The sequence below is a fragment of the Georgenia sp. X1117 genome, assembly GCF_057784635.1.
On the sequence record NZ_CM173492.1, the window covers coordinates 947,874 to 962,792 of the forward strand.

Below are 14,919 nucleotides of genomic sequence, written 5' to 3' on the forward strand. Positions count from 1 at the left end.
CATGACCTGCGACGACGTCGCCGCCTGCGACCTCGCGTCACGGCCGAGGGGACATCTCCCCCGCCCGGATGCCGTCCGCGGCTCGTCGCCGGGCGGGTCAGGGGTTCAGACTTCGCGCATGCCACCGCACATCGGTACCGCCGTCGCGCCGCAGTCGCCGGCCCCCCGCAGCGCCGGGCGCCTCCTCGGCCTCGACCTCGCCCGCGGCATCGCCGTCCTCGGCATGGTCACGGCGCACGTCGGGTACACCACCGATGACCTGTCCACGCTGTCGGGCTGGCTCGGCTTCTCCCACGGTCGCAGCTCGATCCTCTTCTGCCTCCTGGCGGGCGTCTCGCTCGGCATCCTCACCGGCGGACGCACCCCCTACACCGGCATCCGCGCCCTCCAGGCCCGCACCCGGGTGCTCGTGCGGGGCGTCCTGCTCCTGGCGATCACGGCCGCGCTGGCCATGCTCGACACGTTCGTGGCCCTCATCCTCGGCTTCTACGCCGTGTGGTTCATGTTCTCGCTGCCCTTCCACCGTTGGGGGGCGCGCCGGCTCCTCATCACCGGCGGGGCGTGGACGCTCGTGTCCTCGGTGGGGATGCCCTACCTGCTCACGTTCATCGAGGCGGCCGGCATGGTCACGGACGGCTGGGGCGTCAACGGCGCGGTCCTCGACGCCATGCTCGGGCTCTACCCGGGCCTGGTCTGGTTCGGCCTGGTCCTCGTCGGCATGGGCCTCGCCCGCCTGGACCTGCGCAGCTGGAAGGTCCTGCTCATCGTCCTCGGCGCCGGGCTGCTCTCCGCCGGCGTCGGCTACGGCGGCGGGGCCGCGCTCCGCACCCTCGACGACGGCGGGTCGTCCTTCGCCCCCGAGACGGCGGACGACCCATACCCGGGCGAGCAGCGGTCGGTGCAGTTCCTGTGGACGGGCGCCAACCCGCCGGCGGTGGCGCCCACCGAACCCACCGGCCCCGGAGACCCCCTGATCGACGGCGGCGAGAGCGTGGGCGATCCCTGGCACCTGCCCGGCGTCCCGGGACTCACGTTCGACACCGACGCGCACTGGCCGGGGTGGGGCGAGCTGCTCGAGGCGACGGCGCACAGCGCGACACCGGTGGAGATGCTCGGCTCGGGCGGCGTGGCGCTGACGATCCTGGCGGTGTGCCTCCTGCTGCCGCGGGTGGTCCACGTGGTGCTGCTGCCCGTGCGGGCGATCGGCACGATGTCGCTCACCGCCTACTCCGCGCACGTGGTCGTCATCGACTGGTGGCCCGACACCTTCGCGGTGGCCCAGGACTCCAACCGCCCGCTCGCCTACCTGGCCGGCGGCCTCGCGCTCGGCTGCCTGGCCTGGTACCTCACGCTCGGGCGCGGTCCGCTCGAGCGGCTCATGCACGGCGTCTCCCTGCGTGCCGCGCGCACGGACGCCGGGACCGACGAGGCCGGGCGCACCGGTCCCGGCACGCCCCAGCCCGCCGAGACGCCCTCGCCGAACGGGTCGGCGTCGCCCGACGGGTCTGCGCCGTCGCCCTACGCCTCGTCACCGGCCTACCCCTCGTCACCGGCCTACGCGACCTACGCTCCCTCCCCCGCCTACGTCGGCGCCCCGCCGGGGACCCGCCACCCGACCGAGCGCGAGCGGTTCGGCCCGCCCGTTCATCGGCAGGACACCGACGCGACCTAGGGTCGCGAGGTGCGCGACTCCTCCGGAACTCCCCCCGGCGCGGCCGGTTCCCTCGATCGCCGGCTCGGGCTCCCGGGCGCCGTCGCCATCGGCCTGGGTTCCATGGTCGGGGCCGGCCTCTTCGCGGCCTTTGCCCCCGCGGCGGCCGCGGCGGGAGACCTGCTGCTCGTCGGGCTCGCCCTCGCCGTCGTGGTGGCACTGTGCAACGCGACGTCGACCGCCCAGCTCGCCGCCGCCTACCCGACCTCCGGCGGGACGTACGTCTACGGCCGCGAGCGCCTCGGCCCATGGTGGGGATTCACCGCCGGCTGGGGCTTCGTCATCGGCAAGACGGCCTCCGCCGCGGCGATGGCCACCACCTTCGCCGCCTACGCGGTGCCGCCCGAGTGGTCGCGGCCCACGGCGGCGCTCGCCGTCGTCACGCTCGTCGCAGTCAACCTGCGCGGCGTCACCCGCACCGCACGCGCCTCGGCGTTCATCGCCGGTCTCGTCCTCACGCTCCTGGCGGTCGTCGTCGCGGCGATCTGGCTGGGCGGCGACGCCGACCCGGCACGCGCACTCGGCTCGTGGGACGCCCCGGGCGGCGCGTACGGCGTCCTGCAGTCCGCGGGTCTGCTGTTCTTCGCGCTCGCCGGCTACGCGCGGGTCGCCACCCTCGGCGAGGAGGTCGTCGACCCGCGCCGGACGATCCCTCGGGCCATCGTCACGGCGCTGACGGTCGTCGTCGTGCTCTACGCCGTCGTCGCGCTCACGCTGCTGGCGGCCCTCGGCGCCGACGGGCTCGCCGGCTCCGGGGCACCGCTGGCCGACGCCGTCGAGCATGCCGGGCTCGGGTGGTGGGCGGACGGGGCGGTGCGCGTGGCGGCGGTCGCGGCCTGCCTCGGGGCGCTGCTCGCGGGGCTCGCGGGCGTCTCCCGCACCGCGTTCGCGATGGCCCGCAACCGCGACCTGCCGGCCGTGCTCGACGCCGTCCACCCGGTCCATCGGGTGCCGCACCGGGTGGAGCTGGTCGTCGGCGCGGTCGTCGCCGTCGCGGTGCTGCTCGTCGACCTGCGCGAGATGATCGGCTTCTCCTCGACGGGCGTGCTCATCTACTACGCGATCGCCAACGCGTCCGCGTTCACGCAGCGCGGTGCGGACCGTCGCTACCCGCGGGCGCTCCAGGTGGTGGGGCTCGTCGGCTGCCTCGCCCTCGTGGCCACGCTGCCGTGGGTCTCGCTCGTGGCCGGTCTCGCGGTGCTCGCCGTCGGCCTGCTCGGTCGGGCGGTCGTCGTCGGCCGGCGTGACACCCTGGGCCGGTGACCACCTCCCCCACCCCGGCACCGCCGCTCAACGTCCTGCTCGACCGCCTCGAGGACTCCGTGGACGGCACGCCCGACGGTGACGCCATCCTCGAGGGCTTCCTCGAGTGGGTCTCGTCCACCGGCCGGGAGCCCTACCCGCACCAGGAGGAGGCGCTGGTCGCGCTCGCCTCGGACGCGCACGTCGTCCTGGCCACGCCCACCGGCTCGGGCAAGTCGCTCGTCGCCGTCGGGGCCCTCACGCACGCGCTGGCGCAGGGCCGCCCGGGGGTCTACACGGCGCCGATCAAGGCGCTCGTCTCGGAGAAGTTCTTCGAGCTGGTCGAGCTGTTCGGCGCGGCCAACGTCGGCATGGTCACCGGCGACTCCTCGATCAACGCCGACGCCCCGATCATCTGCTGCACGGCCGAGATCCTCGCCAACACGGCGCTGCGCGAGGGCGCCGACGGCCCCACCGCGGCCGCGACGGTGGTGATGGACGAGTTCCACTACTACGCCGATCCCCAGCGCGGCGGCGCCTGGCAGATCCCGCTGCTCGAGCTGCGCCACGCGCGCTTCCTGCTCATGTCGGCCACGCTCGGCGACGTCGGTTGGCTGCAGGAGGACCTCACCCGCCGCACGGGCCGCGAGGTCGAGGTGGTCGACGACGCCGTGCGCCCGGTCCCGCTCACGTTCACCTGGTCGGTCCAGCAGCTCCAGGACCTGCTCGTCGAGCTCACGGCCACGCACCGCGCGCCGGCCTACGTCGTGCACTTCTCCCAGAAGGACGCCGTCACCCGCGCCCAGGCGCTGACCTCGGTGGCGGTGGCCACCCGCGCCCAGCGCGACGCGATCGCCGAGGCGCTCGGCGACTTCCGGTTCGGGCCCGGCTTCGGCGCCACCCTGTCCGGCCTGCTGCGCAAGGGCATCGGCGTGCACCACGCGGGGATGCTGCCGCGCTACCGGCGCCTCGTCGAGCGCCTCGCCCAGCGCGGCCTGCTGCCGGTCATCTGCGGCACCGACACCCTCGGGGTGGGGATCAACGTGCCCATCCGCACCGTCGTGCTCACCGCGCTGACGAAGTTCGACGGCGAACGGATGCGCCACCTCAGCGCCCGGGAGTTCCACCAGATCGCCGGGCGCGCCGGGCGGGCCGGCTTCGACACCTCCGGCGAGGTCATCACCCAGGCGCCCGACCACGAGATCGAGAACGCCCGCCTGCTCGCCCGCGCCGGTGACGACGAGGCGAAGAAGAAGCGCATCGTGCGCAAGAAGCCCGAGGCCGGGACGGTCAACTGGACCGAGAAGACCCACGAGCGGCTCGTCGAGGCCACCCCCGAGCGCCTCACCAGCCAGCTCCACGTCAGCCACACGATGATCCTCGCGCTGCTGGCCCGGCCCGGGGACCCGGTGGCCGCGGCCCACCGCCTGCTCACCGACAACCACGAGCCCGACACGCCGCGCAACATGCACCTGCGCCGGGCCATCGAGATCTACCGGTCGCTGCGCCAGGCCGGCGTCGTCGAGCACGCCGACGCCGCGTGGCGGCGTGCGCACCCCGGCGAGCCCTACGTCCGCCTCACCCTGGACCTGCCGAAGAACTTCGCGCTCACCGCGCCGCTGGCCCCCTTCGCCCTGGCGGCCATCGACCTGCTCGACGTCGACGACGAGCTGCACGCCCTGGACGTCGTCTCCGTCGTCGAGGCCACCCTGGAGAACCCCCGCCCCGTGCTCTACGCGCAGGAGCGGGCCGCACGCGGCGAGGCCATCGCGGCGATGAAGGCCGAGGGGCTGGACTACGACCAGCGGATGGAGGCCCTGGAGGAGATCACCTGGCCGCAGCCGCTCGCCGAGCTGCTCGGGGCCGCCTTCGCCACCTACCGGCGCACCAACCCGTGGGTCGCCGACCTCGAGCTCGCCCCCAAGTCCGTGGTGCGCGAGATGGTCGAGAGCGCGATGACCTTCTCCGAGCTGGTCTCCCGTTACGAGCTGGGCCGCTCCGAGGGCGTGGTCCTGCGCTACCTGACCGACGCCTACCGGGCGCTGCGGCAGGTCGTTCCCGACGCGCACCGCACCGAGCAGGTCACCGAGATCGTCGACTGGCTCGGGGCGGTGGTGCGCGCGGTCGACTCCTCGCTGCTCGACGAGTGGTCGGCGCTGGCCGACGGCACCGTCGACCCCGGGGACGCCACCGCCGCGGCGCACGCCGTCGGGGGCCTGGAGGAGCCGCGGCTCGGGGCCGACGCCGAGGGGAACGTGGCGCTGACGCGCAACACGCACGCGTTCCGCACCGCGGTGGTCAAGGCGACGACGGCGTACGTGCGGCAGCTCGCGAACGACGCCCCCGAGAGCCTCGAGCGGCTCACCGCCGGGTCGGGGTGGAGCTGGGGTGCGGGTGACGGCGTGTCGCCGGTGGCCGGGGTGCCCGTGACGGCCGAGGACTGGACCCGCGTGCTCGACGACTACTACGAGGCCCACGAGTGGATCTCGACCGGTCCGGACGCGATGAGCCGGCAGGTCGTCGACGTGACGACCGACCCCGACGACGCCGACCTCACCCTCGCCGGCGTCGACGTCGAGTCCGTCCCCCCGCCCGAGGAGCGGCGCTGGTGGCTGGTCACCCAGCGGATCGTCGACGAGAACGAGGAGCTCGACTGGGCGCTCACTGCGGTCGTCGACCTCGCCGCATCGGATGAGGTGGGCCGCGTGATCCTCACGGTGCTCCGGGTGGCCGCCGCGTAGCCCGCACCCAGGGTGGTCCGGCTGGGTCATCCGAAGGGACCAGTCCCGGTCGCGACGAACGGCGGACGGCGGCGCGGCGCCCCGTGCGGTTAACTGCTCCCGTGCGAGACGGACCACGAGGTGAGAAGGCGGGCGACCGCAGCGAGATCCGGCCCGTGACGGGCTGGCAGTGGGTGTGGCGCACCCAGCTGGGGACCACGGTCGACGGAGTGACCTGGGACGTCGAGTGCGACTTCTTCGACATCGAGGAGAAGGTCCACCTCTACCGTGACGGCCTGCTCGACCGGGTCCAGACCGGGACCTCGACCTTCGAGATCTCGCCCGCCCACCGGATCGAGGTCCGCTGGAGCACGTACGGCCTCAGCCGCGCGCACCTCGTCGACGCCGTCGGGAACGAGGTGGCACTCGAGCCGAGGCCGGGCACCGGCGAGCGGTGGCGGGCCGACCTCGAGCGAGAGCGGCCCGATCTCAGCCGACTGCTCGCCGCCGCCTCCTGGACGATCCTCGTCGTCGCCCTCCTGCTGCAGGTGCCGCAGCTGGTCGAACTCATCTCCTCGGTGACCGGTTGGTTCGAGTTCACCTCACCGGTCTCCCTACCCGGCCCGGTCAACGCGATCCTCGCGATCGCCGGCGTCCTCGCGGCCGTCGAGCGCGCTCTGCGGATCCGCCACCACTGGCTGCTCGACGACTGACGATCCGCATGGCCCGCACGCACGGTGAGGTGAGCCTCACCCACCCCGTGCCGACGTGAGGTGAGGCTCACCTGGGCTGCGGCCGGCCGCCCCTCGCAGACACCCCGGGGTGGTACGTGAGGCAAGCCTTTCCAACGATGACAATGCGTAAAGCACGGCGTAACGTCGCAGCCATGACCCTCTCCATCACCCCGTCGCCGGCCGCCGAGGATCGTCCGGAATCGGACGGGCCGTCAGCGCACGCGGCCGCCGCCGCGGCCGCGCACGACGAGCGCGTGGGGGCGACCGCGCGACTCAACCAGCTCCGCGCGGGCGTGCTCGGCGCCAACGACGGCATCGTCTCGGTGGCCGGTCTCGTGGTGGGCGTGGCGGGCGCCAGCTCCTCGGTGACCGCGCTCGCCGTCGCGGGCGTGGCCTCGCTCGTGGCGGGGGCCCTCTCGATGGCCGCCGGCGAGTACGTCTCGGTCTCCACGCAGCGGGACACCGAACGGGCGATGATCGACCGCGTCCGCACGGGCCTGGCCACCGACCCCGAGGGTGAACGGCTCGCCCTCGTGGGTTCGCTCGAGCACACCGGTGTCCCCGCGGAGGTCTCCGGACAGGTGGCCGACGCGATGACCGAGCACGACGCCCTCGACGCGCACCTCAACGTCCGCCTCGGCCTGGACGAGGAGCGTCTCGTCAGCCCGTGGCAGGCCGCCCTCGCGTCGCTGCTCGCCTTCACGCTCGGTGGCCTCGTCCCGCTCGCGGCGATGCTGCTCACGCCGGAGTCGCTCCGGGTGCCGGCGACGATGCTCGCCGTCGTCGTCGCGCTCGCACTGACCGGGCTCGTCTCCTCCCGTCTGGGGGAGGCCGCGCAGGGCCGGGCCACCGCGCGCACGATCGTCGGTGGGCTGGTCGCGATGCTCGTGACGTACGGGATCGGCTCGCTCGTCGGCGGTGCGATCGGCTGACGGACGCGAGAGGGCGGGCGGGTCAGCCGGCTCCGGCGACGTCGTCCCGACGCGCCCCGCCGCTCGGCAGGACGGCGAAGACGTCGGGGCGCGGGTGACCGCCGCGCACCACCGCCTCGGCGATCTCGCCGGTGATCCGGTCGGCCTCGGCCAGGTCGACCAACGCGATGGACGCCCCGCCGAAGCCGCCCCCGGTGAGCCGGGCGCCGTGCGCGCCGGCGGCCACGGCGGCGTCGACGGCGGCGTCGATCGCGGGCACCGAGACCTCGAAGTCGTCCCGGAGGGACACGTGCGCCTCCGTCAGCAGCGGGCCGATCGCCCGCGGCTCCCCCGCGGTGAGGAGCCGCGCGACCTCGTGGCAGCGGGCGGTGTCGGTGACGACGTGGCGCATCCTGCGGAGCTCGGCGTCCGGCATGCGCCCCTCCCAACCGGGGATCTCCTCGGGGGCGACCTGCGCCAGGTGCTCGACCCCCGCGACCGCCGCCGCCCGCTCGCACTCGGCCCGGCGTTCCCGGTAGCCCCCGGTGGTGTGGTCGTGGCGCACCGTCGAGTCGACGACGAGGGCCGCGAGCCCCGCCTCGGCGAGATCGAGGGGGACCTCACGCGTGGTCCCCCGGCCGAAGTCGAGGAGGAGGCCGGCACCGGGTCGGGTGAGCAGCGCGGCGGACTGGTCGAGGGCGCCGGTCGGTGCTCCGGCCACGACGTTCTCCGCGCGCTGGCAGACCCGCACCATGGTCTGCCGGTCGAGGCCGAGGCCCCACAGCTCGTCGAGCGCCACGCACACGGCGGCCTCGATGGCGGCGGAGGAGGAGACCCCGACCCCGACGGGGACCTCGGAGCCGATCCAGGCGTCGAACCCGGGCACGTCCCCGAGGTCGACGACCTCGCCGAGCGCCCACACGACTCCCAGCGCGTAGGCGCTCCACCCCGTCGGGTGCCGCGAGCCGTCGACGAGCGCCCCGACCTCGTGCGTGACGCGGTCCGGGGCGAAGCCGGTGCCGGCGCGCACCACCCGGTCAGGCCTCGGGGCCATGGCGACCCGGGCCCTGCGGTCGATGGCGAACGGCAGGCTGGCGCCGCCGTTGTAGTCGGTGTGCTCGCCGACGAGGTTGACGCGCCCCGGGGCCGACCAGGTGCCGGTGGGCGGGTACCCGAAGGCCGTCTCGAAGGTCCTAGACACCCGGCTGCCCCCCACCCGCGTCGCCAGCCGCCGCGTCGACCCGGGCGAGGGCCTCGCGCAGGCGCGCGGCACCGTCCTCGGGGACGATGTCGCCGACCCAGGCACCCATGGCGGCCTCGGACCCGGCGAGGTACTTCAGTCGTTCGGCGGCCCGGCGCGGGGAGGTGATCTGCCAGGTCAGGCGCACGTCGTCGCGGCCGTGGCGCACCGGTGCCTGGTGCCAGGCGGCGATGTACGGCGTCGGGGTGTCGTAGAGCGCGTCGACCGCGCGCAGCAGACGCAAGGAGAGGCGGGCGAGGTCGGCGCGCTCGTCGTCGTCCGTGGCCGCCAGGTCGGGGAGGTGGCGGCGGGGCTGGACGTGCAGCTCGATCGGCCAGCGGGCAGCGAAGGGCACGTAGGCCACCCAGTGCTCGGTCTCGGCGACGAGACGGGGGCCGGCGAGCTCGCGGGCGAGGATCTCGCCCTGCAGGTCACCGCCGTGCGAGCGGATCTGCTCAAGGAGGAGCTCGGTGCGGGGGGTGACGTAGGGGTAGGCGTAGATCTGGCCGTGCGGGTGATGCAGGGTCACGCCGATCTCGACGCCGCGGTTCTCGAAGACGAAGACCTGCTCGACCCCCTCCAGCGCGCCGAGCTCCTCGGTGCGCTGGGCCCAGGCGTCGATGATCGTGCGCGCCCGGCGTTCGGTCTGGGTGGCGAAGGAGCCGGTGCGGTCGGGGCTGAAGCACACCACCTCGCAGCGGCCGAACGACGAGCGGGTCTGCTCGACGCCGTCGCTCGGCACGGCCGCGCCGAGGTCGGGGCCGAAGGACGGCGAGCGGTTCTCGAACACCGCCACCTCGTAGTCGTCGGGGACCTCGCTGGGATTGGTCGGCGTCTGCGGGGCGAGCGGGTCGAACTCGGGCGGCGGCAGGTGGGCGCGCCCCTGCCGCGCCGAGGCCACGGTCACCCAGTCCCCCGTCAGCGGGTCGCGGCGCAGCTGAGGCGTGGCCGGCCGCGGGTCGAGGGTGCGCGTGTCCGGGCCGGGAACCCGCTCGGGGGCGCCGGCGGCGTCGAAGTAGAGCAGCTCGCGGCCGTCGGCGAGCCGCGTCCGCGTGCATGTGGACGTCCCGTGCGTGGTGGCGGGCGTCTCCGTGGCACTCATGGGGCGATGTCCTCCACAGCCTCTCGGTCATCGGTGCGGACGACCTCGCCCGACCTCCGTGTCGGACCGCGCACCGCGCGCCACGCTACCTCCCGCGGGCGGGCCCTCCCGTCCGCGGAGCACCGGCCGGGTGGCGCGCGGCGAGGGTTAAGGTGCTGCGATGACCGATCTCAGCACCCGGCTGCGCACCGTGCGTGACCGGGTCACCCATGCCGCCCACGAGGCCGGCCGGGACCCCCGGGAGATCCGCGTGCTCGTCGCGGTCAAGACCCGCTCGGCGCAGGACATGCTCGACGCGCTCGACGCCGGGGCCACGATCCTCGGCCACAACCGCGTCGACGAGCTCGCCGCCTCGGGCCCCGCGCTGGCGGCCGCCGACGTCCTCCCCCACGAGATGCACCTCATCGGTCACCTGCAGTCGAACAAGATCGGCGCCGCCCTGCCCTGGACCACCTGCGTGCAGTCGGTGGAGTCCCCGCGCCGCGCGCGCAAGATCGACGACGCCGTCGGCCGGCGCCTGGACTCCGGCGAGGGCATCGGGCCGCGCGCCCAGCAGCGCCCGCTCGACGTCATGATCCAGGTGAACACCTCGCGCGAGCCGACGAAGCACGGGGTGGCACCCGCCGAGGCGGTCGACCTGGCCGCCGACGTCGCCGAGCGCTCCCACCTGCGACTGACCGGGCTGATGACCATCGGGGCCAACAGCCCCGACGCCGGGCTCGTGCGCGCCTCCTACGTCGAGCTCGCCGAGCTGCGGGACGAGATCGGCCGGCAGGTCCACGGGCTCGGCGCGCTCGAGCTGAGCATGGGGATGTCCGGCGACCTCGAGCCCGCGGTCGCCGCCGGGGCGACGATCGTGCGGGTGGGGACGGCCGTGTTCGGACCGCGCGCGGGCTGACTGCCCGCGCTCAGCCGGTCGGCGCGGTCCCACGGCCGGCCCGCGCTCAGTTGACCCGCTCCCGCTCGGCCTCGACGAAGGCCGCGATCTCAGCCGCCACCTCACTCCCCTCCCGGACGAACAGGGCCGGCTCGCCGAGCGGCGCGTCGACCTCGAGCTCGCTGACCGCACCGGCGTCCCCGTGCACCTCGCCGCTCCACGCGCGCACCCACCGCCCGGGCGGCAGGACGACGTCGACGGACTCCTCCCCCGGCGCCAGGACGGGCGCGAGCAGCACGTCCGGGCCGAGCGCAATCTCGTGGTCGGCACCGCCGACGAGCTCCTCGTCGCCGTGCACGAACCACGGGTGGTGCTGGGCCGCGCCGAGCGGGTCCTCGGCGGTCAGGCGCTCCCGCTCGGGGGCCAGGGCGACGAACAGGCGCGCCGCAGCGGCGAGCGCCCCCGCCGCGTCCGGGTCGTCGGCGGCCTGGACGACGTCGGCCGGTCGGTTGCCCTCGTGCGTGCGCAGCACCGGCCCGAGCACGGACAGCTCGGCCCAGCGGGCGAACAGCTCGGCGTCGCGGGCGACGTCGGGCACGACCGGCAGCGCCAGGGAGGTGTACCCGCCGACGTCGGAGTGGACCTGGGCCATCCCGCTGGCGGCGGTCGCGTGCAGGAGCGCCGGGACCGAGGCCAGGCCGTCCTCCGCGGACCAGTCCTGCATCTGGTCGCCGAGCCAGAGGGCGTCAGAAGCGCCCGCGGAGGCGGAGTGACCGCTGCGGTGCCACACGAGCCCGGTGCTCGTCAGACCGGCGATCTCCAGCGCACGGGCGTTGACCTCCTGCCAGAGCACCGGCCAGGCGGCCCGCCACTGCTCGCCGGTGCTGCCGTCGAGCACCGCGTCCGGCGGTGGCCCCTCGGCGAAGTCGGCCATCCAGCCCGAGGCCCCGACCACGGCGACCTCCTCGGCGATGACCTGGGCGAACCACTCGCGTGCCGCCGGGTCGGACAGGTCGACCATGGCGGCGTCGAAGCCCTGCTGGTCGAGCTCGTAGACCTCGCCGTCGGGGTCGAGCACGAGGTGGCCCAGGTCGTCGGCCTCGGCGTGCAGGTCTCGGCCCCCGGCCTCGGCCGAGGCGGCGCCGCTGTCGGCGGAGAGGAAGGCGTTGGTGTACGTGAGCACGCGGATGCCCTCGGTGGCCAGCTCGGCCACCAGCTCCTCCCAGTCGGGGTAGCGCTCCTCGTCCAGGACCCAGTTCCACTGGAGGCGGTCGCCGAAGGAGGTCACGCGGCGTCCCGACCAGTCCTGCAGCCAGACCGCGGCGACGGGCACGCCCGCCTCGCGCAGGGTGGCCAGCTCGGCCCGGACCTCCTCGGTGCCGCCCTGGAGCCCGACGATCGCGCCCTGCTGGGTCCAGTCGGGCGGCGGCTCGGCGGCGCCCGCCCAGGTGCCGTGGACCGCCAGCGCGTCCTGCGGCGTGGCCGCGGCCGCCGCGGAGAAGACCGCGCTGGCGTCCCAGACCTCCCACACCAACCGGTCCTCGCCGGTGAGATCGACGCTCGCGATCTGCTCGCCCCGGTAGGCGAGGCTGCGCGCGTGGCTCGTCACCCCGACGCCGCTGACGAGGTAGGTGGTGTCCGGCCCGCCGGCGGCCGCCTCGGCCATGTCGACGGCGAAGGACAGCGGCTGGTTCCCGCGCCCGACGCCCTGCTCGCGGGAGATGAGCGGCACGCGCCGGCCGACGAGGTCGAAGTCCCCGCTCTGCGCGCCGAGGCCGTGGACGCGCTCGTCGTCGTCGAGCGCGGCGGTGAGGTAGAGCCGGTTCGGCGCGGGGCCCTGGGTGACGAGTCGAGCATCGACGTCGAGGCGGCCCTCGGCCCCCTGGACGAGCGTGAGCTCCCACCCGATCTCGCCCTCGTCGCCGGTCAGCCGCCCGCCGAGCCGGAGCTCGTCGCCGTCGAGCGCGGCATCGGTCAGGCTCTGGTCGGTCCAGGTTGCCACGTACTCGTCCGCGACGCGCAGCAGCCCGTAGTCGTCGCGGTAGGTGGCTTCGCCGTCGGCGGCGGTGAGGAAGGCCTGTCCCGGCGGGGTCGCCCAGACCGGAAGGTCGGCGTCGGGGTGGGTGACGGTGAGCCCGTCGTCGAGGGTCACCGTGAAGTCGCCGACCTGCCACGTGCCGCCGGTCCCGGCGTCGAGATCTCCCTCCGGCGGGTCGGCGAGATCCGTGGCCGGCGGCGGCAGCCGCCACAGGATCCCGGCGGCCGCGAGGACGAGGACGAGCGCCACGGCGCCGAGGAGGATCCACCGGCGTCGGCCGCGCCTGCGCGGTGGGCTCGTCGGCACGGGGCTCCCTCGGTCGGCAGGCACCCGCCGTCGGGCGCTCCCGGCTATCGTAAGTGTCGCCCTGCGGCCCCTCGTCGTCCCGCCGGAGGTGGCCCGGCCGGCGCGGCTGTGCCTCAATGGAGGGACGCGGTCCGCGCGCCCTGGCGCCCGCACGCCTTGAGGAGAGGACGTCATGACGATCCGCCCGCAGGAGACAGCCACCCGCGACGCGCGTCGCCTCGACGGGATCTGGGACTTCGCCCTCGACCCGGACGCCAGGGGCAGGACCGAGGGCTGGTTCCGAGGACGGCTGCCCGCACCCCGACCGATGGCCGTGCCCGCGAGCTACAACGACCTCGTGCCCGAGCGGGCGGTGCGCGAGCACGTCGGCGAGGTCTGGTACCAGCGGACCTTGCGCGTGCCGCGCGGCTGGACGGGTGAGCGGGTGGTGCTGCACCTGGAGTCGGCGACGCACCGCGCCACCGTCTGGGTCGGCGACACCGAGGTCGTCTCCCACGAGGGCGGCTACACGCCGTTCGAGGTCGACGTCACCGACCTGATCGACGCCGGGGCGGAGGTACGGCTGACCGTCGCCGTCGACAACACCCTCAGCTTCCGGTCGATCCCGCCCGGCGTCGTCACCGAGACCCCCGAGGGACGCCGCCAGAGCTACTGGCACGACTTCTTCAACTACGCCGGCCTGCACCGCTCGGTGTGGCTGTACTCCACGCCGCACGACCACGTCACCGACGTCACGGTCGTCACCGGGCTGGACGGCGCCACCGGCACCGTCGACTGGTCCGTCGCGGCCGAGGCCGACCCCTCCGTGCGGGCCGCCGTCGTCCTGCGCGACGCCGAGGGGGCCGCGGTGGCGGAGGGCGACCACCCGCTCGAGGACGGACGGGGCGCCGGGACGCTCACCGTCGACGGCGTCCACCCGTGGGCGCCCGGCGACGGCTACCTCTACGACCTCGAGGTGCGGCTCCTCGATGGCGACGAGGTCCTCGACAGCTACCACCAGAGCGTGGGGGTACGCACCGTCGAGGTCCGCGGCACCGCGCTCCTCGTCAACGACGAGCCCGTCCACCTCCGCGGCTTCGGGATGCACGAGGACCACGACGTCATCGGCAAGGGGCACTCCGACGCCCACCTCGTGCACGACACCGAGCTGCTGCACTGGATCGGCGCGAACTCCTTCCGCACGTCCCACTACCCCTACTCCCAGGACGTGCTCGACCACGCCGACCGCGAGGGCCTGCTCGTCATCGACGAGGTCGCGGCGGTGGGGCAGAACATGGGCCTCGGCGGCGGGATCTTCGGCGACCAGGGCTACACGACCTTCTCCCCCGAGACGATCGACGACGTCGCGCGCGAGACGCACGCCCAGGCCATCCGCGAGCTCGTCCACCGGGACAAGAACCACCCCAGCGTGGTGCTGTGGTCGATCGCCAACGAGCCGGAGTCGGACACGCAGGCGGCCGAGGACTACTTCCGGCCCCTGTTCGCGCTCACGCGCGAGCTCGACGCGACCCGGCCGGTGGGCTTCGTCAACGTCATGCTCGCCCCGCACGGCAGCTGCCGGGTCAGCCAGTTCGGTGACGTCCTCATGCTCAACCGCTACTACGGGTGGTACGTCGAGACCGGTGACCTCGCCGCCGCCGAGCGCGCCTGGCGCGGGGAGCTCGAGGCCTGGGCGCGGGACGGCAAGCCGATCATCGTCACCGAGTACGGGGCGGACACCATGGCGGGGCTGCACACCGTGCCTGCGCAGCCGTGGACCGAGGAGTACCAGGTCGAGTACCTGGAGATGAACCACCGGGTGTTCGACTCGATCGACGCCGTCGTCGGTGAGCACGTGTGGAACTTCGCCGACTTCGAGACGAAGTCGGGGGTCATGCGCGTCGGCGGGAACAAGAAGGGCGTCTTCACGCGCGACCGGCGGCCGAAGGCGGCCGCGTACGCGCTGCGGCGTCGCTGGTTCGAGCGCGGCGCCGGGCCGAGCACGGGCCCCGACGACGGGGTGTAGCCCGGTACGAAGCCGTCCGACCGGGCGCGCCCC

10 protein-coding genes are annotated in these 14,919 nt (G+C 74.5%); 7 read left to right on the top strand and 3 right to left on the bottom strand.

All coding sequences use genetic code 11. From position 1 onward, the window contains the following. Nucleotides 1-118: 118 nt before the first annotated feature. The 5 genes from AC3D3D_RS04325 (at nucleotide 119) to AC3D3D_RS04345 (ending at nucleotide 7,339) form a co-directional block, all read left to right on the top strand. Nucleotides 119-1,672, top strand: coding sequence for a heparan-alpha-glucosaminide N-acetyltransferase domain-containing protein (locus AC3D3D_RS04325; protein WP_463660764.1), 1,554 nt, complete (start codon nucleotides 119-121; stop codon nucleotides 1,670-1,672). Nucleotides 1,673-1,774: 102 nt separating this feature from the next. Then, nucleotides 1,775-2,974 (top strand): APC family permease, encoded by a 1,200-nt coding sequence (locus AC3D3D_RS04330; RefSeq protein ID WP_488512619.1) that lies wholly within the window; start codon nucleotides 1,775-1,777, stop codon nucleotides 2,972-2,974. After that, nucleotides 2,971-5,694, top strand: a complete 2,724-nt coding sequence (locus tag AC3D3D_RS04335) for a DEAD/DEAH box helicase (RefSeq protein WP_463660762.1) — start codon at nucleotides 2,971-2,973, stop codon at nucleotides 5,692-5,694. Before AC3D3D_RS04330 ends, AC3D3D_RS04335 begins: the two co-directional genes overlap by 4 nt. Before the next feature lie 101 nt (nucleotides 5,695-5,795). Next, nucleotides 5,796-6,386 (top strand): hypothetical protein, encoded by a 591-nt coding sequence (locus tag AC3D3D_RS04340; RefSeq protein ID WP_463660761.1) that lies wholly within the window; start codon nucleotides 5,796-5,798, stop codon nucleotides 6,384-6,386. A 173-nt stretch (nucleotides 6,387-6,559) separates the two neighbouring features. Then, nucleotides 6,560-7,339, top strand: a complete 780-nt coding sequence (locus AC3D3D_RS04345) for a VIT1/CCC1 transporter family protein (RefSeq protein WP_463660760.1) — start codon at nucleotides 6,560-6,562, stop codon at nucleotides 7,337-7,339. 22 nt (nucleotides 7,340-7,361) lie between these two features. Here AC3D3D_RS04345 and AC3D3D_RS04350 read toward each other — a convergent pair whose 3' ends face one another. Continuing rightward, nucleotides 7,362-8,519 (bottom strand): galactokinase, encoded by a 1,158-nt coding sequence (locus AC3D3D_RS04350; protein ID WP_463660759.1) that lies wholly within the window; start codon nucleotides 8,517-8,519, stop codon nucleotides 7,362-7,364. Further along, the gene (gene galT / locus AC3D3D_RS04355; protein WP_463660758.1) at nucleotides 8,512-9,660 is read right to left on the bottom strand and encodes a galactose-1-phosphate uridylyltransferase; all 1,149 of its coding nucleotides are present in this window, start codon (nucleotides 9,658-9,660) and stop codon (nucleotides 8,512-8,514) included. Before galT ends, AC3D3D_RS04350 begins: the two co-directional genes overlap by 8 nt. A gap of 160 nt (nucleotides 9,661-9,820) precedes the next feature. On the opposite strand from galT, the gene AC3D3D_RS04360 reads away from it, so the two are divergent. Beyond that, nucleotides 9,821-10,558: a YggS family pyridoxal phosphate-dependent enzyme gene (locus tag AC3D3D_RS04360; protein ID WP_463660757.1), complete on the top strand. Its 738-nt coding sequence runs from the start codon at nucleotides 9,821-9,823 to the stop codon at nucleotides 10,556-10,558. A gap of 46 nt (nucleotides 10,559-10,604) precedes the next feature. On the opposite strand, the gene AC3D3D_RS04365 is transcribed toward AC3D3D_RS04360, so the two are convergent. Continuing rightward, nucleotides 10,605-12,881, bottom strand: coding sequence for an alpha-glucosidase (locus AC3D3D_RS04365; protein WP_463660756.1), 2,277 nt, complete (start codon nucleotides 12,879-12,881; stop codon nucleotides 10,605-10,607). Nucleotides 12,882-13,053: 172 nt separating this feature from the next. On the opposite strand from AC3D3D_RS04365, the gene uidA reads away from it, so the two are divergent. After that, nucleotides 13,054-14,886, top strand: coding sequence for a beta-glucuronidase (uidA, locus tag AC3D3D_RS04370; RefSeq protein WP_463660755.1), 1,833 nt, complete (start codon nucleotides 13,054-13,056; stop codon nucleotides 14,884-14,886). Nucleotides 14,887-14,919: the final 33 nt, after the last annotated feature.